At 73.3% G+C, this 23,918-nt stretch carries 22 protein-coding genes and 1 pseudogene; 16 read left to right on the top strand and 7 right to left on the bottom strand.

The features are described from left to right. Nucleotides 1–33: 33 nt before the first annotated feature. Together EIZ62_RS32720 and EIZ62_RS04400 are read right to left on the bottom strand one after the other, a co-directional pair. Nucleotides 34–165 carry an LPFR motif small protein gene (locus EIZ62_RS32720; protein ID WP_280117729.1) on the bottom strand — a complete coding sequence of 44 codons (132 nt, stop codon included), beginning with the start codon at nt 163–165 and terminating at the stop codon, nt 34–36. An 81-nt stretch (nt 166–246) separates the two neighbouring features. After that, the gene (locus EIZ62_RS04400; RefSeq protein WP_156691400.1) at nt 247–1,107 is read right to left on the bottom strand and encodes an SCO6745 family protein; all 861 of its coding nucleotides are present in this window, start codon (nt 1,105–1,107) and stop codon (nt 247–249) included. Between the two features lie 202 nt (nt 1,108–1,309). On the opposite strand from EIZ62_RS04400, the gene EIZ62_RS04395 reads away from it, so the two are divergent. Beyond that, the gene (locus tag EIZ62_RS04395) at nt 1,310–2,266 is read left to right on the top strand and encodes a GlxA family transcriptional regulator (RefSeq protein WP_156691399.1); all 957 of its coding nucleotides are present in this window, start codon (nt 1,310–1,312) and stop codon (nt 2,264–2,266) included. A 52-nt stretch (nt 2,267–2,318) separates the two neighbouring features. After that, nucleotides 2,319–2,951 carry a DJ-1/PfpI family protein gene (locus EIZ62_RS04390; protein WP_156691398.1) on the top strand — a complete coding sequence of 211 codons (633 nt, stop codon included), beginning with the start codon at nt 2,319–2,321 and terminating at the stop codon, nt 2,949–2,951. Between the two features lie 30 nt (nt 2,952–2,981). Here the strand turns inward: EIZ62_RS04390 and EIZ62_RS04385 are convergent, their stop codons facing one another. After that, nucleotides 2,982–3,728 carry an enoyl-CoA hydratase/isomerase family protein gene (locus EIZ62_RS04385; protein ID WP_156691397.1) on the bottom strand — a complete coding sequence of 249 codons (747 nt, stop codon included), beginning with the start codon at nt 3,726–3,728 and terminating at the stop codon, nt 2,982–2,984. Between the two features lie 197 nt (nt 3,729–3,925). On the opposite strand from EIZ62_RS04385, the pseudogene EIZ62_RS04380 reads away from it, so the two are divergent. Further along, nucleotides 3,926–4,381 (top strand): annotated as a pseudogene (locus EIZ62_RS04380) (ATP-binding protein); the annotation flags it as partial. Nucleotides 4,382–4,613: 232 nt separating this feature from the next. On the opposite strand, the gene idi reads toward EIZ62_RS04380, so the two are convergent. The 4 genes from idi to galE all read right to left on the bottom strand — a co-directional run bounded on the left by idi (nt 4,614) and on the right by galE (nt 8,871). After that, nucleotides 4,614–5,207, bottom strand: coding sequence for an isopentenyl-diphosphate Delta-isomerase (gene idi / locus EIZ62_RS04375; RefSeq protein WP_156691396.1), 594 nt, complete (start codon nt 5,205–5,207; stop codon nt 4,614–4,616). A gap of 101 nt (nt 5,208–5,308) precedes the next feature. Further along, nucleotides 5,309–6,556 carry a bifunctional class I SAM-dependent methyltransferase/N-acetyltransferase gene (locus EIZ62_RS04370; RefSeq protein ID WP_156691395.1) on the bottom strand — a complete coding sequence of 416 codons (1,248 nt, stop codon included), beginning with the start codon at nt 6,554–6,556 and terminating at the stop codon, nt 5,309–5,311. A 219-nt stretch (nt 6,557–6,775) separates the two neighbouring features. Next, entirely contained in the window at nt 6,776–7,720 is a 945-nt protein-coding gene (locus EIZ62_RS04365) for a cation diffusion facilitator family transporter (RefSeq protein WP_156691394.1), read from the bottom strand. A 131-nt stretch (nt 7,721–7,851) separates the two neighbouring features. Beyond that, complete coding sequence (gene galE, locus EIZ62_RS04360) at nt 7,852–8,871, bottom strand: UDP-glucose 4-epimerase GalE (protein WP_156691393.1); 1,020 nt, start codon at nt 8,869–8,871, stop codon at nt 7,852–7,854. 215 nt (nt 8,872–9,086) lie between these two features. On the opposite strand from galE, the gene EIZ62_RS04355 reads away from it, so the two are divergent. From EIZ62_RS04355 to EIZ62_RS04295, 13 genes are all read left to right on the top strand, one after another. Then, nucleotides 9,087–10,949, top strand: coding sequence for a DUF5941 domain-containing protein (locus tag EIZ62_RS04355; protein WP_156691392.1), 1,863 nt, complete (start codon nt 9,087–9,089; stop codon nt 10,947–10,949). Then, the gene (locus EIZ62_RS04350; RefSeq protein ID WP_156691391.1) at nt 10,946–11,695 is read left to right on the top strand and encodes a phosphocholine cytidylyltransferase family protein; all 750 of its coding nucleotides are present in this window, start codon (nt 10,946–10,948) and stop codon (nt 11,693–11,695) included. Before EIZ62_RS04355 ends, EIZ62_RS04350 begins: the two co-directional genes overlap by 4 nt. Next, entirely contained in the window at nt 11,683–12,744 is a 1,062-nt protein-coding gene (locus EIZ62_RS04345) for an iron-containing alcohol dehydrogenase family protein (RefSeq protein WP_156691390.1), read from the top strand. The genes EIZ62_RS04350 and EIZ62_RS04345 overlap by 13 nt, the downstream gene beginning before the upstream one ends. Then, nucleotides 12,722–13,501, top strand: coding sequence for a CDP-alcohol phosphatidyltransferase family protein (locus tag EIZ62_RS04340; protein ID WP_156691389.1), 780 nt, complete (start codon nt 12,722–12,724; stop codon nt 13,499–13,501). The genes EIZ62_RS04345 and EIZ62_RS04340 overlap by 23 nt, the downstream gene beginning before the upstream one ends. A 19-nt stretch (nt 13,502–13,520) precedes the next feature. Further along, nucleotides 13,521–14,393, top strand: coding sequence for a glycosyltransferase family 2 protein (locus EIZ62_RS04335; RefSeq protein WP_156696197.1), 873 nt, complete (start codon nt 13,521–13,523; stop codon nt 14,391–14,393). A 100-nt stretch (nt 14,394–14,493) separates the two neighbouring features. Next, a complete protein-coding gene (locus EIZ62_RS04330) occupies nt 14,494–15,423 on the top strand; it encodes an ABC transporter permease (RefSeq protein WP_156691388.1) in 930 nt (309 codons plus the stop codon). Then, nucleotides 15,416–16,228 (top strand): ABC transporter ATP-binding protein, encoded by an 813-nt coding sequence (locus EIZ62_RS04325; RefSeq protein ID WP_244375458.1) that lies wholly within the window; start codon nt 15,416–15,418, stop codon nt 16,226–16,228. Before EIZ62_RS04330 ends, EIZ62_RS04325 begins: the two co-directional genes overlap by 8 nt. A 418-nt stretch (nt 16,229–16,646) precedes the next feature. Then, complete coding sequence (gene hpnC / locus EIZ62_RS04320) at nt 16,647–17,552, top strand: squalene synthase HpnC (RefSeq protein WP_156691387.1); 906 nt, start codon at nt 16,647–16,649, stop codon at nt 17,550–17,552. Then, on the top strand, nt 17,549–18,499 hold the full coding sequence (hpnD, locus tag EIZ62_RS04315) for a presqualene diphosphate synthase HpnD (protein ID WP_167536335.1): 951 nt from the start codon (nt 17,549–17,551) through the stop codon (nt 18,497–18,499). Before hpnC ends, hpnD begins: the two co-directional genes overlap by 4 nt. Nucleotides 18,500–18,603: 104 nt before the next feature. Beyond that, nucleotides 18,604–20,004, top strand: coding sequence for a hydroxysqualene dehydroxylase HpnE (gene hpnE, locus EIZ62_RS04310; protein ID WP_244375456.1), 1,401 nt, complete (start codon nt 18,604–18,606; stop codon nt 20,002–20,004). 38 nt (nt 20,005–20,042) lie between these two features. Then, on the top strand, nt 20,043–21,101 hold the full coding sequence (locus EIZ62_RS04305) for a polyprenyl synthetase family protein (RefSeq protein WP_425281869.1): 1,059 nt from the start codon (nt 20,043–20,045) through the stop codon (nt 21,099–21,101). 122 nt (nt 21,102–21,223) lie between these two features. Further along, nucleotides 21,224–23,218, top strand: a complete 1,995-nt coding sequence (gene shc, locus EIZ62_RS04300) for a squalene--hopene cyclase (protein ID WP_156691384.1) — start codon at nt 21,224–21,226, stop codon at nt 23,216–23,218. After that, nucleotides 23,218–23,913 (top strand): phosphorylase family protein, encoded by a 696-nt coding sequence (locus EIZ62_RS04295; protein ID WP_156691383.1) that lies wholly within the window; start codon nt 23,218–23,220, stop codon nt 23,911–23,913. Before shc ends, EIZ62_RS04295 begins: the two co-directional genes overlap by 1 nt. The last annotated feature ends 5 nt before the right edge of the window (nt 23,914–23,918 follow it).

The following is a 23,918-nucleotide window of genomic DNA, read 5'->3' as shown; positions in this document are numbered from 1 at the left end:
GGTCACCGTGCGACGTGTCCGCCTGCCCCGTCGTCAGGCGCGGCGCGCCCGCCCGCCGCCCCGCGAAGCACCGCTGAAGAGCCGTGCCACGAGCCGGAACGGCAGGGTGACGACGGTCGCGACGGCCGAACCGATCATGCGGAAGAAGTCTGCGATCGTACGCAAGGGGCACCTCCATGTGCATCAGGGTTGCCCTGTGCGGGTTGCCGCCGCCTCCGCGCCGAAACGTCCCCCCACCCGTCGGGCTCAGCCCTTGCCGACCACGTCCTGCGGGAAGGCGCCGGCCGCGACGGCCGCGCCCAGGAAGCCGCGGGCCAGCTCGGTGAGCCGTTCGACGCCCGCCGCGCCCAGGTGCTCGTAGGGGGCGGCGTCCAGGCGGTCGGTGTGGTCCTCCAGCCCGGCGCGCAGGGCCGAGCCCGCCTCCGTCAGCTCGCCCCGCTCGTCCAGCAGTCCGCGCCCGCGCAGCCGCCCGGCCGCCGCGTCCCAGTCGGCGCGCCGCCAGCCGCGCGTGGCGAGGATCCAGCGGGGCGCCATGCCCTTGCCGGTCGCCGTGTGGCTGACGAGGGCCTCCAGCGGGTCGAGCCCGGCGGACAGCAGGGCCACCAGGTGGGCGTCGCCCCGGTGCTCGCGCAGCAGCGTCGCCGCGTGCCAGTAGGCCAGGTGCGGTGCCTCGGGCACCGGGAGGTCGGCGTGCGCGGCGTACAGCGGGCGGGCGTGGCGGGTGCACGCCTCGGCGGCCCGCAGGGCGAGCCGGGCGGCCTCCCGCATCTCGTCCGACTCGACCGCGTCCCCGAGCAGCCGCCGCAGCGTGGCGTCGGCCGCCCGCAGCCGGGCCGCGAGCACGGCCGCGGGGGTGGCGGTCTCCCAGACGGCCGGGAGGTGGCGGGCCACCAGCTCGTGGTTGAAGTTGTAGAAGGACGCCGTGACGACGCCCGGCCCGACCGCGCCCATCGCGGCGGCGCGTCCGGCGAAGTACGCGGCCCCGGAGTCGGTGACCCCGAGGGCGGCCATCTCCTCGGTGAAGTCGGGCGAGAAGTACACCGTCGAGTGGAGCGGGTTCACGGCGTTGTGGCAGCGGCGTCCGGCGCGTGGTGGAAGAGTCGTCATACCGGCAGGCTACCGACTGGTTGGTACGTTGCCGAGTGCCGGGTGCCGAACAGGGGCACGTGGCCGAGTGCCGGGTGCCGAACAGGAGCACGTGGCCGAGTGCCGGGTGCCGAACAGGAGCCGAGCGCCGGACCGCCGGATGGCAGGAAAGGTGGGTTCCCCGTCATTGCGGCCGTCCGGCGCCCTCCCGAAGGATGAGGGCATGACGCAGCGACCCGTACTCGTCGTCCTCTTCGACGGCGTGCAGAGCCTGGACGTCACCGGACCCGTGGAGGTGTTCGCGGGCGCCTCCCACTTCGCCGCCGACGCCTACCCGATCCGCACCGCCTCGCTCGACGGAGCGCCCGTCCGCACCCAGAGCGGCCTGCGCCTGGCCGCCGACACCTCGCTCGCCGACGCCGCGCCCCCGCACACCCTCCTGGTGCCGGGCGGCGAGGGCAGCCTGGAGCCCGACCCGCGCCTGGTCGACTGGCTGCGCGAGCACGCCCCGCGCGCCCGCCGCCTGGTCTCGGTCTGCACCGGCGCCCTGCTCCTCGCCGAGGCCGGTCTGCTGGACGGCCGCCGCGCCACCACGCACTGGGCGTTCTGCGACCAGCTGGCCCGCCGCCACCCGGGGGTGGAGGTGGACCCCGACCCGATCTTCGTCCGTGACGGCCACCTCGCCACCTCCGCCGGGGTCACCGCGGGCATCGACCTGGCCCTCGCCCTGGTCGAGGAGGACCTCGGCCGTGACGCGGCGCTCACCATCGCCCGCCACCTGGTGGTCTTCCTCCGCCGCCCCGGCAACCAGGCGCAGTTCAGCGCCCAGCTGGCCGCCCAGACCGCGCGCCGGGAGCCGCTGCGCGAGGTCCAGCGGTTCATCAGCGAGCACCCGTCCGCCGACCTGTCCGTCGAGACCCTGGCCGCCCGCGCCACCCTGTCACCGCGCCACTTCGCCCGCGCCTTCCAGGCGGAGACGGGCACGACACCCGGCCGGTACGTCGAGCGCGTCCGGCTGGAGCACGCCCGCCGCCTCCTGGAGGACACCGGCGGCGGCGTCCACGAAGTCGCCCGCGCGTCCGGCTACGGCACGTCCGAAGCGATGCGCCGCGCCTTCGTCAAGACCCTGGGGACCCCGCCCGCCGAGTACCGGCGCCGGTTCCACGCCCCACCCCACTGACACCACCCCACTGACACCACCCATCAACCCACACACGAAGGAAACGACACCCATGCAGATCGCCGTCCTGCTCTACCCCGGCTTCACCGCCCTCGACGCCGTCGGCCCCTTCGAGATCATCAGCCGCCTGCCCGACGCCGAGACCGTGTTCGTCGCCAAGGAGGCCGGACCCGTCCGCAATGACATGGGCAACCTCGCCCTGGTCGCCGACCGCACCTTCGCCGAGGTGCCCCGCCCCGACATCGTCGTGGTCCCCGGCACCGGCGACTGGGATCCGGTCACCCGCGACGAGGAGACCCTCGACTGGCTCCGCACGGCCGACGCCACCAGCACGTGGACCACCTCGGTGTGCACCGGCTCGCTGATCCTGGGCGCCGCCGGGCTCCTCCGGGGCCGCCGCGCCACCAGCCACTGGCTCGCCCTGGACCTGCTCAAGACGTACGGCGCCGAGGCGACGGGGGAGCGGGTCGTCTTCGACGGCAAGTACGTCACCGCGGCCGGCGTCTCCTCCGGCATCGACATGGGGCTGCACCTCGTCGGCCGGATCGCGGGCGACCGGCACGCCCAGACCGTCCAGCTGCTGACCGAGTACGACCCCCAGCCGCCGTACGACGCGGGTTCCCCGGAGAAGGCCCCGGCCGAGGTCGTCGCGTTCTGGCGCGCCGAGATGGGGCAGGCCTCCTGACCCGTGGCGGGGTGGCGGGCGGACGTCCCGTCAGGCGCCGTAGGTGAAGCGCGGCGCCCGCCGTTCCAGGAAGGCGGCGATGCCCTCGGCGGTGTCGCCGCTGCCGCGCGCCTGCTCCGCCCAGTACGCGTCCCGGTCGGTGCGCCCCGTCGCGAACTCCTTGGCGGCCGCCTGCGTGAGCTGTGACCGCGAGGTGAGGACCGAGGTGAACTCCCTGACCCGCCCGTCCAGTCCGCCCGCCGGCAGCACCTCGTCCACCAAGCCGGTGCGCAGCGCCCGTTCCGTGTCGACGAGTTCGCCCGAGAACAACAGGTACTTGGCCGCCGAGGGGCCCACGAGCGACACCAGCCGACGGGTGGAGGAGGCGGGGTAGACGATGCCGAGCTTCGCCGGCGTGATGCCGAAACGCGCGCCCTCCTCGGCGAACCGCAGGTCGCAGGCGGCCGCGAGCTGGCTGCCGCCGCCCACGCAGTAACCCCGCACGGCGGCGAGGGTCGGCTTGGGGAAGGCAGCCAGCGCCTCCTCGGCGCGCACGGCGAGGGACTGCTGCTCGTCGCCCGGCTCGCGCAGCGACGAGATGTCGGCCCCGGCGCAGAACGTGGCGCCGGCGCCGGTCAGCACCAGCGCCCGGACGCTCCGGTCGGCGGCCAGCGTGGCGAGCAGCCCTGGCAGCGCGCGCCACATGCCCGCCGTCATAGCGTTGCGCTTGGCGGGATTGCTGATGACGACGGTGGCGACCCCGTCCGTGACGGACTGCTCCAGCTGAGGCTGATCCATGCGCCGGATGCTATCCGGCCGGGCTCCGCGTCCGATCAGGAAGGGGCGGGAACGGTCGACCTCGCGACATCGTTGAGCGTTCACGGTCAAAACTCATCGAATAGCTGTTGACTTCTGGTCAGTAGCCGTGGCCGGTCCGCGCGGTACCAACACTCGATGGCGTGGCGAGAATCGAGCACGAGGGTGGAAACCGGACGGTGGAGAGCCGCGGGAGTGCCCCGGACCGGCCCCCCTCGTACGAAGGGGTCTGGCGCTTCACCGCTCCCGCCGTCGACGTCTCCGTACCGCAGGCCAGGCGTGCCGTACGGGACCTGCTGAAACGTCAAGGCGTGCCCGTGGACGAGGACGTGGCCCACGCCGTGCTGCTGATCGTCTCCGAACTGGTGACCAACGCCGTACGGCACGCGGCCCTGTTGTCGCCCGAGCTGGCGGTGGAGATCGCGATCGGGGCGGAGTGGATCCGGGTGTCGGTGGAGGACAACCACCCGTACCGGCCCAAGGCCCTGGAGGCCGACTACGGCCGGACGGGCGGCCGCGGCCTGCTGCTCGTGCGGGAGGTCACGCTGGAGGCGGGCGGTGAGTGCGACGTCGAGCACACCGCGAGCGGCGGCAAGATCATCTGGGCCGCGCTGCCCCTGAGACCCGCGGTGCCTCCACCACCCGCGCCGTTCCCCACCACCGTGCCGCTCCCGCCGGTCGCCCCGACCGCCCCCACGGTGTCATCGACGGCGACGACCCGGACGGCACCGCCCCCGGCAACCGTCTCCGCCCCGCCCGCGCCGCACGCCCCCGCCCCACACGCCCCCGCCCCACACGCCCCCGCGCCGCCGGTGCCGGCCGGGCCCCCGGGAGCCGAGGGGCCGGCCGGACCGGACGGGCCGACCGTCACCAGCCCCCGGTCTCCCCTGTCAGCTCCTTGATCGCCGGGCGAGCCGAGTCCAGCACCGTCATGAACCAGGCGGAGAACGGATCCGCGGCGTGCCGGTCGGTCAGCTCACGCGCCGTCACGAACGCCGTCTCCTCCACCTCCTCCGGGTCCGGCCGCAGCGGAGCTTGGACCATCCCCACGAACAGGTGGTTGAACTCCTGCTCCACCAGGCCCGACGCCGGGTCCGGATGGTTGTAGCGGACCGTGCCCGCCTCGGCGAGCAGCGACGGGGACACCCCGAGCTCCTCGTGGACGCGCCGGGCGGCCGCGGTGAAGGGCGCCTCGCCCGGGTACGGATGCCCGCAGCACGTGTTCGACCAGACGCCGGGGGAGTGGTACTTCCCCAGTGCCCGGCGCTGCAGCAGCAGCCGCCCCTCCTCGTCGAAGAGGAACACCGAGAACGCCCGGTGCAGTTGCCCGGGCGCCTGGTGGGCGGCCAGCTTCTCCGCGGTGCCGATGGTGGTGCCGTTCTCGTCGACCAGTTCGAGCATGATCGACGGCGCGGTCCCGTTCGACGAGCTGTTCGCCGCGGTGGCTGGTGTGGTCGGCATAACCATCCTTCGCTTCGGTTCTCGGCCCTGTGGGGCAAGCCTCAGTCTGCCGTACAAAAGCCGCTTGTCGGCACACGACGGCCCGCACCCGTTATGTCGGATCAGGCGCCGAACGCCGGTGGATAGTGGATCGTGCCCATCGGTACCCGCCCGGAACCCTCCAGGTCGAGCGCCATCATGGCCTCGTCCGGCACGTCGAACGGCGCCCCGATCCCGTACCGCGAGGCCGGCCCGAAACCGAACCTCGGGTAGTACTCCGGATGCCCGAGGACCAGGACCAGCCGCTCCCCGCCCAGCCGGGCCGCGTCCAGCACCGCGCGGACCACCGCCTGCCCGGCGCCCTGCCGCTGGTACGCGGGCGCCACCGCGACCGGCGCCAGCGCGGCGGCCGGGGCGTCCCCGACACGGCACCGGGTGATCAGCGCGTACGCGGCGACCGTGCCGTCCGGGGCCTCGGCGACGTACGACAGGCCCGGCAGCCAGGCCGCCGTGTCCTCGCGGAGCCGGTCGACCAGATCGGCCTCCGCCGCCGTCTCGAACGCGGCCAGGTTGACCGCCCGTACGGCGGCGGCGTCCGCGTCCGCCTCCGGTCGCGTACGCCAGCGGGGGTCGGCGGGGCGCAGCACGAAGCCGGTGTAGCCGTACTCGGTGCCGTGGTCGCGGCGCATGGCGATCTCCGCGCGGGTCGCGGCGAGCGCCTCCGCCATGCCGGGCGCGGCGGGGTCGGCCGCGTCGGCGCGCTCGCCGAGCGGACCGTAGTACTCGGCCCAGTCGCTCTCGGGCTGGGCGTACGTCCCGAGTACGTGGTAGCCCGCGCCGACGGCCGCCGCGGTGTTCTCCCGGTGCGTCCGCAGCGGGTAGTGCTGCTCCCAGAAGGCGCGGGCCTCCGGGCTCGGCTCGTCGGCCGTCCACTCGCACTCGGTGAGCACGAGCGTCCCGCCGGGTGCGAGGAGCCGCTTCCAGGAGCGCAGCGCCTCGTCGAAGCCGATCGAGTACGCCGAGCTCTCCGCCCAGACGAGGTCGAACGACCCGTCGGGGTGGGGGAGCCGGCCCATGTCGGCCCGGAGGGTACGGATGGTGTCGCCGAGCCCGCGGGCGTCGGCTGCCCGGCGCAGCTCGGCCAGGAACGGCTGGTGCAGGTCGACGGCCGTCACCTCGGCGCCGGCCTCCGCGGCCAGCAGCAGCGCGGACCGGCCGGGGCCGCAGCCCAGGTCCAGCGCGCGCGGCCGGTCGGGAAGCGGGCCGGCCAGGGAGAGGAGGCGGCGGGTGGTCGCGTCGGAACCGGGGCCCTGCCGCGGCAGACCGTGGTGCAGGGCGAAGAAGGCGTCGAACAGTGCGTTGTCGGACAACGTGGGAAACCCTTTGATGTGAGCGGGCCCCGGCCGACGCGTACGTACCAGAAGAAACAGAGGATGGAGACGTACGGGATCGCGTGGATCAGGTCAGCCGAGAACCCGGAAGCCGAAGTCGATGCTGAACCGGGCGCTGCGCGGGGCAGCCGTCACCGCGACGGTCATCAACCTCAGCTCCTCTCACACCTGTGACGTCTACCTGCACCCTAGCAGCGGTCAGTGACAGAGCTTCTCGTGCGCGGCATGGCCGCTGGGCTCCAGCTGGAACGTGCAGTGCTCGACGTCGAAGTGGTCGCCCAGGCATCCCTGGAGCTCGTGCAGCAGCTTCTCGTGCCCGACCGAGTCGAGCGCCTCCTGGTGCACCACCACGTGCGCCGACAGCACCGGCATCCCGGACGTGATGGTCCACGCGTGCAGGTCGTGGACGTCCTGCACGCCCGGCAGGGCCAGTATGTGGGCCCGCACCTCCGCCATGTCCACGCCCTTGGGTGCCGCCTCCAGCAGGACGTCCAGCGTCTCCCGCAGCAGTTTCAGCGTGCGGGGCACGATCATGAGCCCGATCAGCAGGGACGCGATCGGGTCGGCCGCCTGCCAGCCGGTGGCCAGGATGATCGCGGCCGAGATCAGCACGGTCACCGAACCCAGTGCGTCCGCCAGCACCTCCAGGTACGCGCCCCGGACGTTCAGGCTCTCCTTCTGCCCCCGTACGAGGAGGGAGAGCGACGCCATGTTGGCGACCAGGCCGAACAGGGCGAACGCGATCGCCACCCCGCCCCTGGTCTCGGCCGGGGTGATGAACCGCTGCACCGCCTCGAACAGCAGGTAGCCGCCCACGCCGAGCAGCAGCACGCAGTTGGCCAGCGCCGCCAGGATCTCGGCCCGCGCGAAGCCGAACGTGCGCCGCTGGTCGGCGGGGCGGCTCGCGAAGTGGATGGCCAGCAGCGCCATCGCGAGACCGACGGCGTCGGTCGCCATGTGCGCGGCGTCGGCGATCAGTGCCAGGGAGTCGGCGAGGACGCCGCCCACGATCTCCGCCACCATGACCGCCAGGGTGATCGTGAGCGCGATGCGCAGCCGGCCCCTGTACGCGGCCGCGGCGGTCCCCGTCGGGGGTGGACCGCCGTGTCCGTGTCCGTGACCGTGATCGTGCCCTGCCCCCATGGGACGCCTCCCGCTGATCGACGACAACGGCCAGTGAACTACGGGTGGGGGGTATCCGCAAGCCGGTACTGAACACCGTTGTCATATGCTCTGACCTGCGGTTATGGCCGCAGGCCAGGCCGTTCGCGGGATCAGCGGGCGGGCGCGCCGGAGTGGGCGCCCGGGTGTGCCGCGGCGCGGGCCCCGGGGTGGTGGTGGCACCAGCCCTCCCACGCCGACTCGACCATCTCGCGCACTCCGAGCGAAGCACTCCAGCCCAGCTCCCCGGTGATCCGCGCCACCGACGCCACCGCCCTCGGCGCGTCCCCGGCCCGCCGCGGCTCCACCACCGGCTCCCGGCCGTGACCGGTGACCTCCGCCACGAGGTCGGCGAGCCGCCGTACGGACACGCCCTCGCCGCGGCCGACGTTCAGCGTCAGGTCCCCGTGGCCGTCCCCGGTGGCCAGGCGGCGTGCCACGGCGAGGTGGGCGTCGGCGACGTCCGCGACGTGGATGTAGTCCCGGACGCACGTGCCGTCCGGGGTCGGGTAGTCGTCGCCGAAGATCCGGGGTGCCTCGCCGCGCGTGATCCGGTCGAAGAACATCGGGATGATGTTGAACACCCCGGTGTCCGCCAGCCCGGGCCGGACCGCCCCGGCGACGTTGAAGTAGCGCAGGCACGCCGTCGCCATCCCGTGCGCCCGGCCGGTGGCCCGCACCAGCCACTCGCCGGTGAGCTTCGTCTCGCCGTACGGGTTGATCGGCACCGCCGGGGTGTCCTCGTCGATCAGCTCCACGTCCGGCACCCCGTACACCGCGGCCGACGAGGAGAAGAGGAACCGCTCGACCCCCGCGGCGACCGCGGCCTCCAGCAGCACGGTCAGCCCGTGCACGTTCTCCCGGTAGTAGCGCAGCGGCTGCTCGACGGACTCACCCACCTGCTTCTTCGCCGCGAGATGCACCACACCGGTCACTCCGTGCGCGGCCATCGTCCGGTCCACCAGCTCCCGGTCGCCCAGCGAGCCCCGCACCAGCGGGATCCCGGCCGGCAGCCGCTCCGGCACCCCCGTCGAGACGTCGTCCAGGACGACGACCCGCTCCCCGGCCTCCGCCATGGCCAGGCTCACATGAGCGCCGATATATCCCGTACCGCCTGTGATCAACCACGTCATGACGGCCAGCCTAGGCCCGCCGCCGACCGCGGTTTGTGGGGTGAGGCGCCCATCGACGATGATGATCGCGTCCTGGCGGACGGCCGCCGGATGCCGGGAAACCTCAATGAACTTCCGCTTCCGTTCATCCGATAGCCTCTGCCGACGTGCCGCCGCCCGAGACCGGGCCGAGCCGCCGTGCACCAGCCCTGTTCAGGTCCAAGGAGTGAGTTCGTCTGTCGACCGCCATCCTCACCGGTCCTCCGGTACCCGGATCGCCGCTCGAGGGTGATCTGCGGTCGCTGGGCTTCGACGTCCGGGTCGCCGCCGACGAGCGGGAGACCGCCGCGCTGCTCGCCGCCGTCCCGGCGGCCCAGCGCGTCGCGGTCGTCGACCCCCGCTTCGTGGGCCACGTCCACGCGCTGCGCCTCGCCCTGACGGACCCCCGCTTCCCCGCCGCCTCGGCCCCCGGTGCCGTCACGGCCCAGCCCGAGGCCCGCGCCGCGCTCACCCGGGCGCTGGCCCCGGCGGCCGTGCCCGGTGCGGCCACCCCCGGCACCACCGTGACCGCCCCGGCACCCACGGCCACCGAAGCCCCGGCGGCCCCGGCCGCCACCGGCTCGTCCGCCCCCCTGCCCGACCGCCTCGCCGAGGCGCTGGGCGCGGCGGGCGTCGCCGTGCACCGGCCCGAGCTGGGGTCGCTGGTCGCCGCCGTGCCCACCGACCCGCAGGGCCGCAAGGAGACGCGGGACGCCGTCGAGGCGGTCGACGACGAAGCCGTACGCCTGCGCTCCGCCGTGAAGGCCCGGGACGGCTTCTTCACCACCTTCTTCGTCAGCCCCTACTCGCGCTACCTCGCCCGCTGGTGCGCCCGCCGGGGCCTCACGCCCAACCAGGTCACCACCGCCTCCCTCGTCACCGCGCTGGTGGCGGCCGGATGCGCGGCGACCGGGACGCGCGGCGGCTATGTCGCGGCCGGGCTCCTGCTCCTCTTCTCCTTCGTGCTGGACTGCACCGACGGGCAGCTCGCCCGCTACTCGCTCCAGTACTCGACGATGGGCGCCTGGCTCGACGCGACCTTCGACCGGGCCAAGGAGTACGCCTACTACGCCGGCCTCGCGCTCGGCGCCGCCCGCGGCGGGGACGACGTGTGGGCGCTGGCCCTGGCCGCGATGGTCCTCCAGACCTGCCGCCACGTCGTGGACTTCTCCTTCAACGAGGCCAACCACGACGCCGCCGGCAACACCAGCCCCACCGCCGCGCTCTCCGACAAGCTCGACGCCAAGGGCTGGACGGTGTGGGCGCGCCGGATGATAGTCCTGCCCATCGGCGAACGCTGGGCCATGATCGCCGTCCTCACGGCGGTCACCACCCCCCGCGTCGTCTTCTGGGCCCTGCTGATCGGCTGCGCCTTCGCCGCCTGCTACACCACCGCCGGCCGCCTCCTGCGGTCGCTCACCCGCAAGGCCCGCCGCACCGACCGGGCCGCCCGGGCCCTGGCCGACCTCGCCGACTCCGGGCCGCTCGCCCAGGGCTTCGCCGGGGCGTTCCGGAAGGTGCCCGGCACCCTGGCGCCCGTCACCGCCCTCGTGGGCGCCGCCGCGGTCGTCGCCGCGGCGGCCCTCGCCCCGCTCGACGGCCCCTGGCCCGCGGTCGCCGCCCTCGCCTACGCCGTGACCTCCGGCCTCGCCGTCGCCCGCCCCCTCAAGGGCGCCCTCGACTGGCTCGTCCCGCCCGTCTTCCGGGCCGCGGAGTACGTCACGATCCTGCTGCTCGCCGCCCGCTCGGACGCCCCGCAGGCGCTTCCCGCCGCATTCGGCCTGGTGGCGGCCGTCGCCTACCATCACTACGACACGGTCTACCGCATCCGCGGCGGCACCGGCGCGCCGCCCGCGTGGCTGGTGCGGACGATCGGCGGCCACGAGGGCCGCACGCTGGTGGTGGCGGTCCTCGCCGCGGTCCTGGCGACCGGGAACGGCTTCAGCATCGCGCTCACCGCCCTCGCGGTGGCCGTCGCACTGGTCGTGCTCGTGGAGTCCATCCGCTTCTGGGTGTCCTCCGGAGCACCCGCAGTACACGACGAAGGAGAACCCGCATGATCGGCCTCGTACTGGCAGCCGGTGCCGGACGGCGTCTGCGCCCCTACACCGACACGCTTCCGAAGGCCCTCGTGCCGGTCGACCCCGCCGGTACCGGCGAGAAGACGGTCCTCGACCTCACCCTCGCCAACTTCGCCGCCGTCGGCCTCACCGAGGCCGCCGTCGTCGTCGGCTACCGCAAGGAGGCGGTCTACGCGCGCCAGGCCGAGCTGGAGGCCACCTACGGCCTGAAGCTCACCCTGATCGACAACGACAAGGCCGAGGAGTGGAACAACGCCTACTCCCTGTGGTGCGCCCGTGAGGTCCTGAAGCAAGGCGTCATCCTCGCCAACGGCGACACCGTGCACCCGGTCTCGGTCGAGGAGACCCTCCTCGCCGCCCGCGGCGAGGGCCGCCGGATCATCCTCGCCCTCGACACGGTGAAGGACCTCGCCGACGAGGAGATGAAGGTCATCACCGCCGACGGCCAGGGGGTGCGCCGCATCACCAAGCTGATGGACCCGGCCACCGCCACCGGCGAGTACATCGGCGTCACCCTCATCGAGCCCGAGGCCGCCGAGGCCCTCGCGGACGCGCTGAAGGCCACCTTCGAGCGCGACCCGGACCTCTACTACGAGGACGGCTACCAGGAGCTGGTGAACCGGGGCTTCCAGATCGACGTGGCACCCATCGGCGACGTCAAGTGGGTCGAGATCGACAACCACGACGACCTCGCGAAGGGCCGTGAGATCGCGTGCCTGTACTGACCCGGCTCATCCCCTCGCCGGTCGTCGTCGACATCAGCCGCGGGGCGATGGACGACCTGGCCGGCCTCCTCGCCGACCAGCGGATCTCCGCCTCCGGCAAGCTGGCCGTGGCGATCAGCAACGGCTCCGGCCAGGCCCTGCGCGAGAAGCTCGCCCCGGTCCTTCCCGACGCCGACTGGTACAGCGTCCAGGACGGCAGCATCGACTCCGCCGTCACGCTCGCCGACGCCATCAAGGGCAAGCGGTACGACGCCGTGGTGGGCCTGGGCGGCGGCAAGATCATCGACGTGGCGAAGTACGCCGCCGCGCGCGTCGGCGTGCCGATGGTCTCCGTGGCGACGAACCTCTCGCACGACGGCATCTGCTCGCCGGTCTCCACCCTCGACAACGACAACGGCCGCGGCTCGTACGGGGTGCCCTCGCCGATCGCCATGGTCATCGACCTGGACGTGATCCGGGACGCGCCCGCGCGGTTCGTCCGCTCCGGCATCGGGGACGCGATCTCCAACATCTCGTCGATCGCCGACTGGGAGCTGTCGCACCGGCACACCGGCGAGCAGGTCGACGGCCTGGCCGCCGCCATGGCCCGTACGGCCGGGGAGTCGGTGCTGCGCCACCCGGGCACCGTCGCGGACGACGAGTTCCTCATCGTGCTGGCCGAGGCCCTCGTCCTGACCGGCATCGCCATGTCGATCAGCGGCGACACCCGGCCCGCGTCGGGCGCCTGCCACGAGATCTCCCACGCCTTCGACCTGCTCCACCCGGCGCGCTCCGCGCTCCACGGCGAGCAGGTCGGGCTCGGCGCCGCCTTCGCGATGCACCTGCGCGGCGCCCACGAGCAGTCCGGGCTCTTCGCGGAGGTGCTCCGCCGGCACGGCCTGCCCGTGCTGCCCGAGGAGATCGGGTTCTCCCCGGACGAGTTCGTCGCGGCCGTGGAGTTCGCACCGCAGACCCGCCCGGGGCGCTTCACCGTCCTGGAGCACCTCGACCTGTCCACCGACCAGATCAGGGACGCGTACGCCGACTATGCCAAGACCATCCGTAGCTGAACTCCGCCCGGTCGTGCACCCGGCCGGAGTGAAGGACCGTCGCAGCGGCGAGCACTGGGGCGGCCGCCTCTACATGCGCGAGATCTCCCTGCGCATCACCCGGTACCTGGTCACCACGCGCGTCACCCCCAACCAGCTGACGTACGTGATGACCCTCGCGGGTGTCCTCGCCGCGCCCGCGCTGCTGATCCCGGGCATCCCCGGCGCCCTGCTCGGGGCGCTCATGGTCCAGCTCTACCTGCTGCTCGACTGCGTCGACGGCGAGGTGGCCCGCTGGAAGAAGCAGTTCTCCCTCGGCGGGGTGTACCTCGACCGCGTGGGCGCCTACCTGTGCGACGCGGCGGTGCTGGTCGGCTTCGGCCTGCGCGCCGCGGACCTGTGGGGCAGCGGGCGGATCGACTGGCTGTGGGCGTTCCTCGGCACGCTCGCCGCGCTCGGCGCCATCCTGATCAAGGCCGAGACCGACCTGGTCGGCGTGGCCCGGCACCAGGGCGGCCTGCCGCCGGTCAAGGAGTCGGCCGCCGAGCCGCGCTCCTCGGGCATGGCGCTGGCCCGCAGGGCCGCGGCCGCGCTGAAGTTCCACCGGCTCGTCCTCGGCATCGAGGCCTCGCTGCTCATCGTGGTGCTGGCGGTCCTCGACACGGCCCGCGGCGACCTGTTCTTCTCGCGCCTCGGCGTCGCGGTCCTGGCGGGCATCGCCCTGCTGCAGACCGTGCTGCACCTGGTGTCGATTCTCGCCTCCAGCAGGCTGAAGTGAGGTCCGCGTGAGTACGCCGATGAAGCTGGGCGCCGTCATCATCACCATGGGCAACCGCCCGGACGACCTGCGCGCGCTGATCGAGTCCGTCCGCAAGCAGGACGGCGACCCGGTCGAGGTCGTCGTCGTCGGCAACGGCGCCCCCGTCACGGGCGTCCCCGACGGCGTACGCACGATCGACCTGCCGGAGAACCTGGGCATCCCCGGCGGCCGCAACGCCGGTATCGAGGCGTTCGGGCCCGGCGGCACCGACGTGGACGCCCTGCTCTTCCTGGACGACGACGGGCTGCTGGCGAACACCGACACCGCCGAGCTGGTCCGCCAGGCGTTCACGGCCGACCCGCGGCTGGGCATCATCAGCTTCCGGATCGCCGACCCGGACACCGGCGTCACCCAGCGCCGGCACGTGCCCCGGCTGCGCGCCTCCGACCCGATGCGCTCCTCGCGGGTGACGACCTTCCTCGGCGGCGCCAACGCCGTCCGGACGAAGGTGCTGGCCGAGGTCGGAGGGCTGCCGGCCGAGTTCTTCTACGCGCACGAGGAGACCGACCTCGCCTGGCGGGCGCTCGACGCCGGCTGGATGATCGACTACCGCGCGGACATGGTCCTGTTCCACCCGACGACCGCGCCCTCCCGGCACGCCGTCTACCACCGCATGATCGCCCGCAACCGCGTCTGGCTGGCCCGCCGGAACCTGCCCGCCCCCCTGGTGCCGGTGTACCTCGGCGTGTGGCTGCTGCTCACGCTGGCCCGGCGCCCGTCCGTACCGGCGCTGAAGGCCTGGTTCGGCGGGTTCAGGGAGGGGTGGGCGTCTCCGTGCGGGCCGCGCAGGCCCATGAAGTGGCGTACGGTGTGGCGCCTGACGAGACTGGGCCGCCCGCCCGTCATCTGACAAGCTCGGAAACACCTGACACGGGGCACCGGGGCCCGGCCGCCACCTGACCCGCCCGCCCCCCATCTGCCGCGCATCTTGGACACGAAAGTTTCAACTTGTGAGTGAGACAACCCATGACGGAGCGATCGCCGTGACCGCCCCGCCATCTCCGGACGCGGGCCTGTCCCCGGCGGAACTGGCCGCCAAGTACGGCCTGTCGGTCAGCGGTGCCCGGCCGGGTCTGGCCGAGTACGTCCGGCAGCTGTGGGGGCGCCGCCACTTCATCCTGGCCTTCTCCCAGGCGAAGCTCACGGCCCAGTACAGCCAGGCCAAGCTCGGGCAGCTGTGGCAGGTGGCGACGCCGCTGCTGAACGCGGCGGTCTACTTCCTCATCTTCGGCCTGATCCTGAACGCGGGCCGCGGCATGGAGAAGGACGTCTACATCCCGTTCCTGGTGACGGGCGTGTTCGTGTTCATGTTCACGCAGACCTCCGTCATGTCCGGTGTGCGGGCGATCTCGGGCAACCTCGGGCTGGTGCGGGCGCTGCACTTCCCGCGTGCCTCCCTGCCCGTCTCCTTCGCGCTCCAGCAGCTCCAGCAGCTGATGTTCTCGATGATCGTGCTGTTCGTGATCGCGGCGGCGTTCGGCAGCTATCCCTCACTGAGCTGGCTGCTGATCCTCCCGGCGCTGGCGTTGCAGTTCGTGTTCAACGTCGGCCTGTCGCTGATCATGGCCCGGCTCGGCAGCAAGACGCCCGACCTCGCCCAGCTGATGCCCTTCGTGATGCGGACCTGGATGTACGGGTCCGGCGTGATGTTCTCCATCCCGATCATGCTCCAGGACAAGCCGGCCTGGATCGCCGACGTGCTGATGTACAACCCGGCGGCCATCTACATGGACCTCATCCGGTTCGCGCTGATCGACGGCTACGGCTCGCAGAACCTGCCCTCGCACGTCTGGCTCGCCGGCCTGCTGTGGGCGGTCCTGGTCGGCGTGGCCGGGTTCGTGTACTTCTGGAAGGCAGAGGAGCGGTACGGCCGTGGCTGAGCACAACGACGACGTGACCGCGGCCGCCGTCGCCGACGGCGCCCGGATCCCCACCGTGATCGCCGACGACGTGCACATCGTGTACCGGGTCAACGGCGGGGGCGGGGGCAAGGGCAGCGCCACCGCCGCGCTCAGCCGGATCATGCGCCGCGACAAGGGCGAGTCCCGGGGCGTGCGCAAGGTGCACGCCGTGCGCGGGGTGTCGTTCACCGCGTACCGGGGCGAGGCCGTCGGCCTCATCGGCACCAACGGCTCCGGCAAGTCCACCCTGCTGCGCGCCATCGCCGGGCTGCTGCCCACGGAGAAGGGCAAGGTCTACACCGACGGCCAGCCCTCGCTGCTGGGTGTGAACGCGGCCCTGATGGGCGACCTGACCGGTGAGCGCAACGTCATCCTCGGCGGTCTGGCCATGGGCATGTCGCGCGAGGAGATCCGGGAGCGCTACCAGGGCATCGTCGACTTCTCCGGGATCAACGAGAAGGGCGACTTCATCACGCTGCCGATGCGGACATATTCGTCCGGCATGGGCGCCCGGCTCCGGTTCGCCATCGCCGCGGCGAAGAACCACGACGTGCTGATGATCGACGAGGCCCTGGCCACCGGTGACCGCAAGTTCCAGATCCGCTCCGAGGAACGGATCCGTGAGCTGCGCAAGGAGGCCGGCACGGTCTTCCTGGTCAGTCACAGCAACAAGTCGATCAGGGACACCTGCGACCGCGTCCTGTGGCTGGAGAAGGGCGAGCTGCTGATGGACGGCCCCACGGACGAGGTCCTGCGGGCGTACGAGAAGGAGACCGGCCGGTAGCTCCGGCCGGCCGCGAGCACGGGGGCGGGCCCCTGCCGGACGACCTGGCGGGGGCCCTTCCGGTGGGCGGGCGCGCGCGTGTCGCACCGGCCGAACGGGGCGCCGCGCTGCGGTCAAGTCGCCCTTGGCGCCGGGTGGTTGGGGTTGGCGGCGGGACCGCACCCGGGCGGGCGACACCCCGGAACGCTTCCGGACGTTGTACAACGTAAGCTGTACCGGTGCTGATTCGTGGCAAGTGGGGCGATATACCCCGGGCCCCCACCGGGCCGGGGCGGTGTCTCACTCGCAGGACCGGCGGCGTGTCCGAAATGGGATGTATTGGGTCGGCAGTGTAGAACGGGAGAGTGACGGCAATGACGGTGAATCCCCAGCCCCGCCTCCACAAGGGTCCAGCCGTCCCCGCGCCGGGCAGTCCACAGTGACAGGCACCCGGCAGCTGCGCCCCGACGCCTCCTCGCGCACCACGCTCGACAAGGCCGCGCACGAGAACTTCCCCGTGGCCCCGTTCTTCCTGCCCCGCGCCTGGCGCGACGACCTGATGGCCGTCTACGGCTACGCCCGGCTCGTCGACGACATCGGGGACGGCGACCTCGCCCCCGGCGGTGCCGACGCCCGCCACCTGGGCGCCGAGGGCGAAACGGACCGGCTCGCCCTCCTCGACGCCTTCGAGGCCGACCTCCGCCGCGTCTTCGACGGCACCCCGTCGCACCCGCTGCTGCGCGCCCTCCGGCCCACCGTCCGGCGCCACGGCCTCACCCCCGAGCCGTTCCTCGGCCTGATCGGGGCCAACCGCCAGGACCAGCTGGTGCGGCGCTACGAGACGTACGACGAGCTCGCCGCCTACTGCGAGCTCTCCGCCAACCCCGTCGGCCGCCTCGTCCTCGGCATCACCGGCACCACCAGCCCCGAACGCCTGCGCCGCTCCGACGCCGTCTGCACCGCGCTCCAGATCGTCGAGCACCTCCAGGATGTCGCCGAGGACCTCGCCCGCGACCGGATCTACCTTCCGGCCGAGGACCTGAAACGGTTCCGCGTCACCGAGGCCGACCTCGCCCGCCCCACCGGCGACGCCTCGGTGCGCGCCCTCGTCGCGTACGAGGCCGAACGCGCCCGCCGGCTCCTGGACGAGGGCACGCCCCTGGTGGGCAGCGTCCACGGCAGGCTCCGGCTCCTCCTCGCCGGGTTCGTCGCGGGCGGGCACGCCGCCCTCGACGCCATCACCGCCGCCGGGCACGACGTACTGCCAGGACCGCCCAGGGCCACCCGACCGAACCTGGTGCGCCAGGTGGGAACCGTGTTGCGCAGAGCGCGTAGAGAGGGGTGAGCGGGACCGTGGAAGGACAGATCGAGATGTCCGCGCCGGTGGCGGCCGCCTACAGCTACTGCGAAGCCGTCACCGGACAGCAGGCCCGTAACTTCGCCTACGGCATCCGGCTCCTGCCGACCGAGAAGCGGCAGGCCATGTCGGCGCTGTACGCGTTCTCGCGGCGGGTCGACGACATCGGTGACGGCAGCCTCGCCCCCGAGGCCAAGGCGGACCGGCTGGACACCACCCGTGACCTGCTCGACCGGATCCGCAAGGGCGCCGTCGCCGAGGACGACACGGACCCGGTCGCCGTCGCGCTCGCCGACAGCGCACGGCGTTTCCCGCTGCCGCTCGACGGCCTCGACGAACTCATCGACGGCGTCCTGATGGACGTCCGCGGCGAGACCTACGAGACCTGGGACGACCTCAAGGTCTACTGCCGCTGCGTGGCCGGCGCCATCGGCAGGCTCTCGCTCGCCATCTTCGGCACCACACCCGGCGCACGCGGCGCCGAACGCGCCCCCGAGTACGCCGACACGCTCGGCCTCGCCCTCCAACTCACCAACATCCTCAGGGACGTTCGCGAGGACGCCGGCACCGGACGCACCTACCTGCCCGCCGACGACCTCGCCAAGTTCGGGTGCTCCGACGGGTTCCGCACCGCGACACCGCCCCCCGGCGCCGACTTCACCGGACTCGTCCACTACGAAGTCCGGCGCGCCCGCGCCCTGTTCGCCGAGGGGTACCGGCTGCTGCCCCTGCTCGACCGGCGCAGCGGCGCCTGCGTCGCCGCCATGGCCGGCATCTACCGCCGCCTCCTCGACCGCATCGAACGCGACCCGCAGGCCGTCCTGCGCGGCCGCGTCTCCCTGCCCGGCCGGGAGAAGGCGTACGTCGCCGTACGCGGCCTGTCCGGGCTCGACGCCCGCACCGTCTCGCGGCAGCAGGCCGGGAGGCGCGCCTAGATGGCCACCCTGCCAGCCACCGGACCGGCGAACCGGCACAATCGGCGCGCAACCCTCGATCAGCGCCTCGCGTCCCTGACTGCGACGACCCGACAGGAGACCGCATGAGCGACGACGACCCGATGCCGGGCCACGCCGCACCGGGCCACGCCGTGGTCGTCGGCGGCGGCCTCGCGGGCATCACCGCCGCCCTGCGCCTGGCCGACGCCGGCATGCGCGTCACCCTCCTCGAAGGGCGGCCCCGGCTCGGCGGCCTCGCCTTCTCCTTCCGGCGCGGCGACCTCACCGTCGACAACGGCCAGCACGTCTACCTCCGCTGCTGCACCGCCTACCGCTGGTTCCTCGACCGCGTCGACGGCGCCCACCTCGCGCCCCTCCAGGCCCGCCTCGACGTGCCCGTCCTCGACGTCGGCCACCCGCGCGGCCCCCGGCTCGGCAGGCTGCGCCGCACCGCCCTGCCCGTGCCGCTCCACCTCGCCGCGAGCCTCGCCCGCTACCCCCACCTCTCCCTCGCCGAACGCGCGGGCGTGGGGCGCGCCGCCCTCGCCCTGAAGAAGCTCGACCCCGCCGACCCAGCCCTCGACGGCATCGACTTCGCCACCTGGCTCGCGCGCCAGGGCCAGTCCGAGCGCACCGTCGAAGCCCTCTGGGACCTGATCGGCGTCGCCACCCTCAACGCCGTCGCGCCCCACTCCTCCATGGGCCTGGCCGCGATGGTGTTCAAGACCGCGCTCCTGACCGACCCCGGCGCCGCCGACATCGGCTGGGCGCACGTCCCGCTCGGCGACCTGCACGACACCCTCGCCCGCAAGGCCCTCGACTCCGCCGGCGTCCGCACCGAACTGCGCGCCAAGGTCAGCGCCGTCCTGCCGAGCGGACACGGCCGCTGGGCCGTCGACGTGCCCGGCGAGCGGCTGGAGGCCGACACCGTCGTCCTCGCCGTACCGCAGCGCGAGGCCCACGACCTGCTGCCGCACGGCGCGCTGGACGACCCCGGCAGACTGCTCGACATCGGCACCGCCCCCATCCTCAACGTGCACGTGCTGTACGACCGCAAGGTGCTGCGCCGCCCGTTCTTCGCCGCGCTCGGCTCGCCCGTCCAGTGGGTCTTCGACCGCACCGACGCCTCCGGATACACCGGCGGCCAGTACCTGGCCCTGTCCCAGTCCGCCGCCCAGGCCGAGATCGACGAGCCGGTCTCCGTACTCCGCGAGCGGTACCTCCCCGAACTCGAGCGGCTGCTGCCCGCGACACGCGGCGCGAAGGTCCGGGACTTCTTCGTCACCCGGGAGCGGACGGCGACGTTCGCCCCCACCCCCGGCGTCGGACGGCTGCGGCCCCACGCCCGCACCAACGCGCCGGGCCTCCACCTGGCCGGCGCGTGGACCGCCACCGGCTGGCCCGCGACCATGGAGGGCGCGGTCCGCAGCGGCTTCACCGCCGCGGGCGCGGCCCTCTCGGCCCTCGGCCGCCCCCATGTACATCCGCTCGAGGAGGCGGCATGAGCCTGAGTACTGGAACCAGAGGAGAGACCGTGCCGACTGTGCCCCCGGTGAACCCGGCCGTCGACACCGCGGACGTCACCGCACTGCTGGAGCGGGGCCGGACCCTGTCCACCCCGGTGATGCGGGCGGCCGTGCAGCGGCTCGCGCCGCCCATGGACACCGTGGCCGCCTACCACTTCGGCTGGATCGACGCCCACGGCCGGCCCGCCGACGGCGACAGCGGCAAGGCCGTGCGCCCCGCCCTCGCGCTGCTGTCCGCCGAGGCGGCCGGCGCGGCGCCCGAGACCGGCATCCCCGGCGCCGTCGCCGTGGAGCTCGTGCACAACTTCTCCCTGCTGCACGACGACCTCATGGACGGCGACGAGCAGCGGCGCCACCGCGACACCGTGTGGAAGGTGCACGGCCCGGCGCAGGCCATCCTCGTCGGCGACGCCCTCTTCGCGCTCGCCAACGAACTGCTGCTGGAGCTCGGCACCGTCGACGCGGGCCGCGCCACCCGCCGCCTGACCACCGCCAGCCGCAAGCTCATCGACGGCCAGGCCCAGGACATCTCCTACGAGCACCGCGAGCGGGTCACCGTCGAGGAGTGCCTGGTGATGGAGGGCAACAAGACCGGCGCCCTGCTCGCCTGCGCCTCCTCCATCGGCGCCGTCCTCGGCGGCGCCGACGACCGCACCGCCGACACGCTGGAGGCGTACGGCCACCACCTCGGCCTCGCCTTCCAGGCCGTCGACGACCTGCTCGGCATCTGGGGCGACCCGGAGTCCACGGGCAAGCAGACCTGGAGCGACCTGCGCCAGCGCAAGAAGTCCCTGCCCGTCGTCGCCGCGCTCGCCGCCGGCGGACCGGCCTCCGAGCAGCTCGGGGAGCTGCTCACCGCCGACGCCAAGAACCCCGACCTCGACAGCTTCTCCGAGGAGGAGTTCGCCATGCGGGCCGCGCTCATCGAGGAGGCGGGCGGCCGTGAGTGGACCTCCGAGGAGGCCCGCCGGCAGCACGCCGTCGCGATCGACGCGCTGCACCGCGTAGACATGCCGGAACAGGTCCGCGCCCAGCTCACCGCGCTCGCGGACTTCGTCGTCGTACGAAAGAGATGACCACCATCGGGACCGTCACCCGCACCCTCACCATATGAATCGCTAGTCGCCGGCCGGTGCCCCGGGCACCGGCCGACGGCCCACCCGCAGCCGCAGAACGCCCACTGCACGAAGGGGAAGCCATGACAGCGACGACCGACGGAAGCACCGGGGCCCTGGAGCCCCACGCCCCCTCGGCCACCCGAACGACCACCACGACCACCGCCGCGAGCGACGTGGAGGACCTCGCCGCGCGCGCCGCCCAGCGCTCCATCGACCACCTCCTCGCCCGGCAGGACGCCGAGGGCTGGTGGAAGGGCGACCTGGAGACCAACGTCACCATGGACGCCGAGGACCTCCTGCTGCGGCAGTTCCTCGGCATCCTGGACGAGGCGACCGCCCGCGCCGCCGCCCTCCACATCCGCGGCGAACAGCGCGAGGACGGCACCTGGGCCACCTTCTACGGCGGGCCCGGCGTGCTCTCCGCCACCGTCGAGGCGTACGTCGCGCTGCGCCTCGCGGGCGACGCGCCCGACGAGCCGCACATGGCGCGCGCCGCCGCCCGGATCCGCGAGCAGGGCGGCATCGCCTCCGCCCGCGTCTTCACCCGCATCTGGCTGGCCCTGTTCGGCTGGTGGAAGTGGGACGACCTCCCGGAGCTGCCGCCCGAGCTGGTCTTCCTGCCCAGCTGGTTCCCGCTCAACATCTACGACTTCGGCTGCTGGGCGCGGCAGACCATCGTGCCGCTCACCGTCGTCTCCGCCAAGCGCCCCGTACGCCCCGCGCCCTTCCGGCTCGACGAGCTGCACACCGACCCCGCCGTCCCCAACCCGCCGAGGCCCCTGGCGCCGGCGGGGAGCTGGGAGGGCGCCTTCCAGCGGCTGGACAAGGCGCTGCACGCCTACCACCGGGTCGCCCCGCGGTGGCTGCGCAGGGCCGCCATGAACACCGCCGCCCGCTGGATCGTCGAACGGCAGGAGAACGACGGCTGCTGGGGCGGCATCCAGCCGCCCGCCGTGTACTCCCTCATCGCCCTCCACCTGCTGGGCTACGACCTCGAGCATCCGGTGATGCGCGCGGGCCTGGAGTCCCTCGACCGGTTCGCCGTGTGGCGCGACGACGGCGCCCGGATGGTCGAGGCCTGCCAGTCACCCGTCTGGGACACCTGCCTGGCCGTCATCGCCCTCGCTGACGCCGGGGTACGCCCCGACCACCCGGCGCTCGTCAAGGCCGCCGACTGGATGCTGGGCGAGGAGATCGTCCGCCCCGGCGACTGGGCGGTGCGCCGGCCCGGACTCGCCCCGGGCGGCTGGGCGTTCGAGTTCCACAACGACAACTACCCCGACATCGACGACACCGCCGAGGTCATCCTCGCGCTGCGCCGGGTCAGGCACCCGCACCCGGAGCAGGTCGAGGCGGCCGTCCGGCGCGGCGCCAACTGGACCGCGGGCATGCAGTCGCGCGACGGCGCCTGGGGCGCCTTCGACGCCGACAACACCAGCCCCTTCCCCAACCTGCTGCCGTTCTGCGACTTCGGCGAGGTCATCGACCCGCCGTCGGCCGACGTCACCGCGCACGTGGTGGAGATGCTGGCGCACGAGGGCAAGGCCCACCACCCGCGCACCCGCCGGGGGATCGCCTGGCTGCTGGCCGAACAAGAGGCGAACGGCGCCTGGTTCGGCCGGTGGGGCGTCAACCACATCTACGGCACCGGCTCCGTGGTGCCCGCCCTCACCGCGGCCGGGCTGCCCACCTCGCACCCCGCGATCCGGCGTGCGGTCGGCTGGCTGGAGTCGGTCCAGAACGGCGACGGCGGCTGGGGCGAGGACCTGCGCTCCTACCGGGAGCAGGAGTGGATCGGCCACGGCGCCTCCACCGCCTCGCAGACGGCCTGGGCGCTGCTGGCCCTGCTGGCGGCCGGCGAGCGGGACTCCAAGGCCGTGGAGCGGGGCGTCCGGTGGCTCGCCGACACGCAGGCCGAGGACGGCTCCTGGGACGAGCCGTACTTCACCGGCACCGGCTTCCCCTGGGACTTCTCCATCAACTACCACCTGTACCGGCAGGTCTTCCCGCTGACCGCGCTCGGCCGGTACGTCAACGGCGAACCGGTGGTCGGCCGGCTCGGCAAGGGGGCCTGATGGCGGCAGGACCGGGGCCCTCCGGTTCCGCGCACCCGCCCGGGCCGGCTCCCGCCGCGCCACCGCTGCTGATCGCCTGCGCGCTCGGCATCGAACAGCTCGCCCTGCGCAGCGGACGCCGCCGCCACGCCGGCGTGGCATCCGGCCCGGTGACGGTGCTGCGTACGGGCATGGGGCCGGAGAACGCCCAGCGGGCCGTCGCCCGGGCGCTGGAGGGCGGCGAGCTGCGCGGCGCCGCGGTCGTGGCGTCCGGCTTCTGCGCCGGCCTGGAGCCGGGTATGCACCCGGGCGACCTGGTGGTGGCCGACGAGACCCGGGGCCCCGGTGGCTCCACCCCCTGCACGGACACGGAACTGCTGGTCAAGGCGCTGGAGCGGGCCGTTCCCGGGCGCACGGTGCACACCGGCCCGCTGGTGGGCTCCGACCACGTCGTACGGGGCCAGGAGCGGTCCCAGCTGCGCGGCACGGGTGCCGTCGCGGTCGACATGGAGTCCGCGGCCACCCTGCGCAGCGCGCTGAGCACCGGCGTCCGGTCGCGTCCGGTTGCGGCCGTCCGGGTGGTCGTGGACGCTCCAGAGCATGAGCTGGTCCGGATTGGAACGGTACGCGGGGGAATATCAGCCTTCCGTGTTCTTCGTTCTGTATTGCCAGCTTTCTTTGAATGGCACCGTTCTTTGCTGCTCCCCAGGAGGTGAGCCAG

This window comes from Streptomyces ficellus (assembly GCF_009739905.1).
Taxonomy (GTDB): Bacteria; Actinomycetota; Actinomycetes; order Streptomycetales; family Streptomycetaceae; genus Streptomyces; species Streptomyces ficellus_A.
The sequence above is the reverse complement of the archived record's forward strand: the minus strand, read 5'-3'. Positions and strand labels throughout refer to the sequence as shown.

Coding starts and splice junctions, on each gene's coding strand:
- EIZ62_RS04295 (WP_156691383.1), top strand. CDS start 23,218: ATGGCGGCAGGACCGGGGCCCTCCGGTTCCGCGCACCCGCCCGGGCCG.
- EIZ62_RS04365 (WP_156691394.1), bottom strand. CDS start 7,720: ATGGGGGCAGGGCACGATCACGGTCACGGACACGGACACGGCGGTCCA.
- galE (WP_156691393.1), bottom strand. CDS start 8,871: ATGACGTGGTTGATCACAGGCGGTACGGGATATATCGGCGCTCATGTG.
- EIZ62_RS04385 (WP_156691397.1), bottom strand. CDS start 3,728: ATGGATCAGCCTCAGCTGGAGCAGTCCGTCACGGACGGGGTCGCCACC.
- idi (WP_156691396.1), bottom strand. CDS start 5,207: ATGCCGACCACACCAGCCACCGCGGCGAACAGCTCGTCGAACGGGACC.
- EIZ62_RS04340 (WP_156691389.1), top strand. CDS start 12,722: ATGCCAAGACCATCCGTAGCTGAACTCCGCCCGGTCGTGCACCCGGCC.
- shc (WP_156691384.1), top strand. CDS start 21,224: ATGACAGCGACGACCGACGGAAGCACCGGGGCCCTGGAGCCCCACGCC.
- EIZ62_RS04350 (WP_156691391.1), top strand. CDS start 10,946: ATGATCGGCCTCGTACTGGCAGCCGGTGCCGGACGGCGTCTGCGCCCC.
- EIZ62_RS04390 (WP_156691398.1), top strand. CDS start 2,319: ATGCAGATCGCCGTCCTGCTCTACCCCGGCTTCACCGCCCTCGACGCC.
- hpnE (WP_244375456.1), top strand. CDS start 18,604: ATGAGCGACGACGACCCGATGCCGGGCCACGCCGCACCGGGCCACGCC.
- EIZ62_RS04395 (WP_156691399.1), top strand. CDS start 1,310: ATGACGCAGCGACCCGTACTCGTCGTCCTCTTCGACGGCGTGCAGAGC.
- EIZ62_RS04400 (WP_156691400.1), bottom strand. CDS start 1,107: ATGACGACTCTTCCACCACGCGCCGGACGCCGCTGCCACAACGCCGTG.
- EIZ62_RS04335 (WP_156696197.1), top strand. CDS start 13,521: ATGAAGCTGGGCGCCGTCATCATCACCATGGGCAACCGCCCGGACGAC.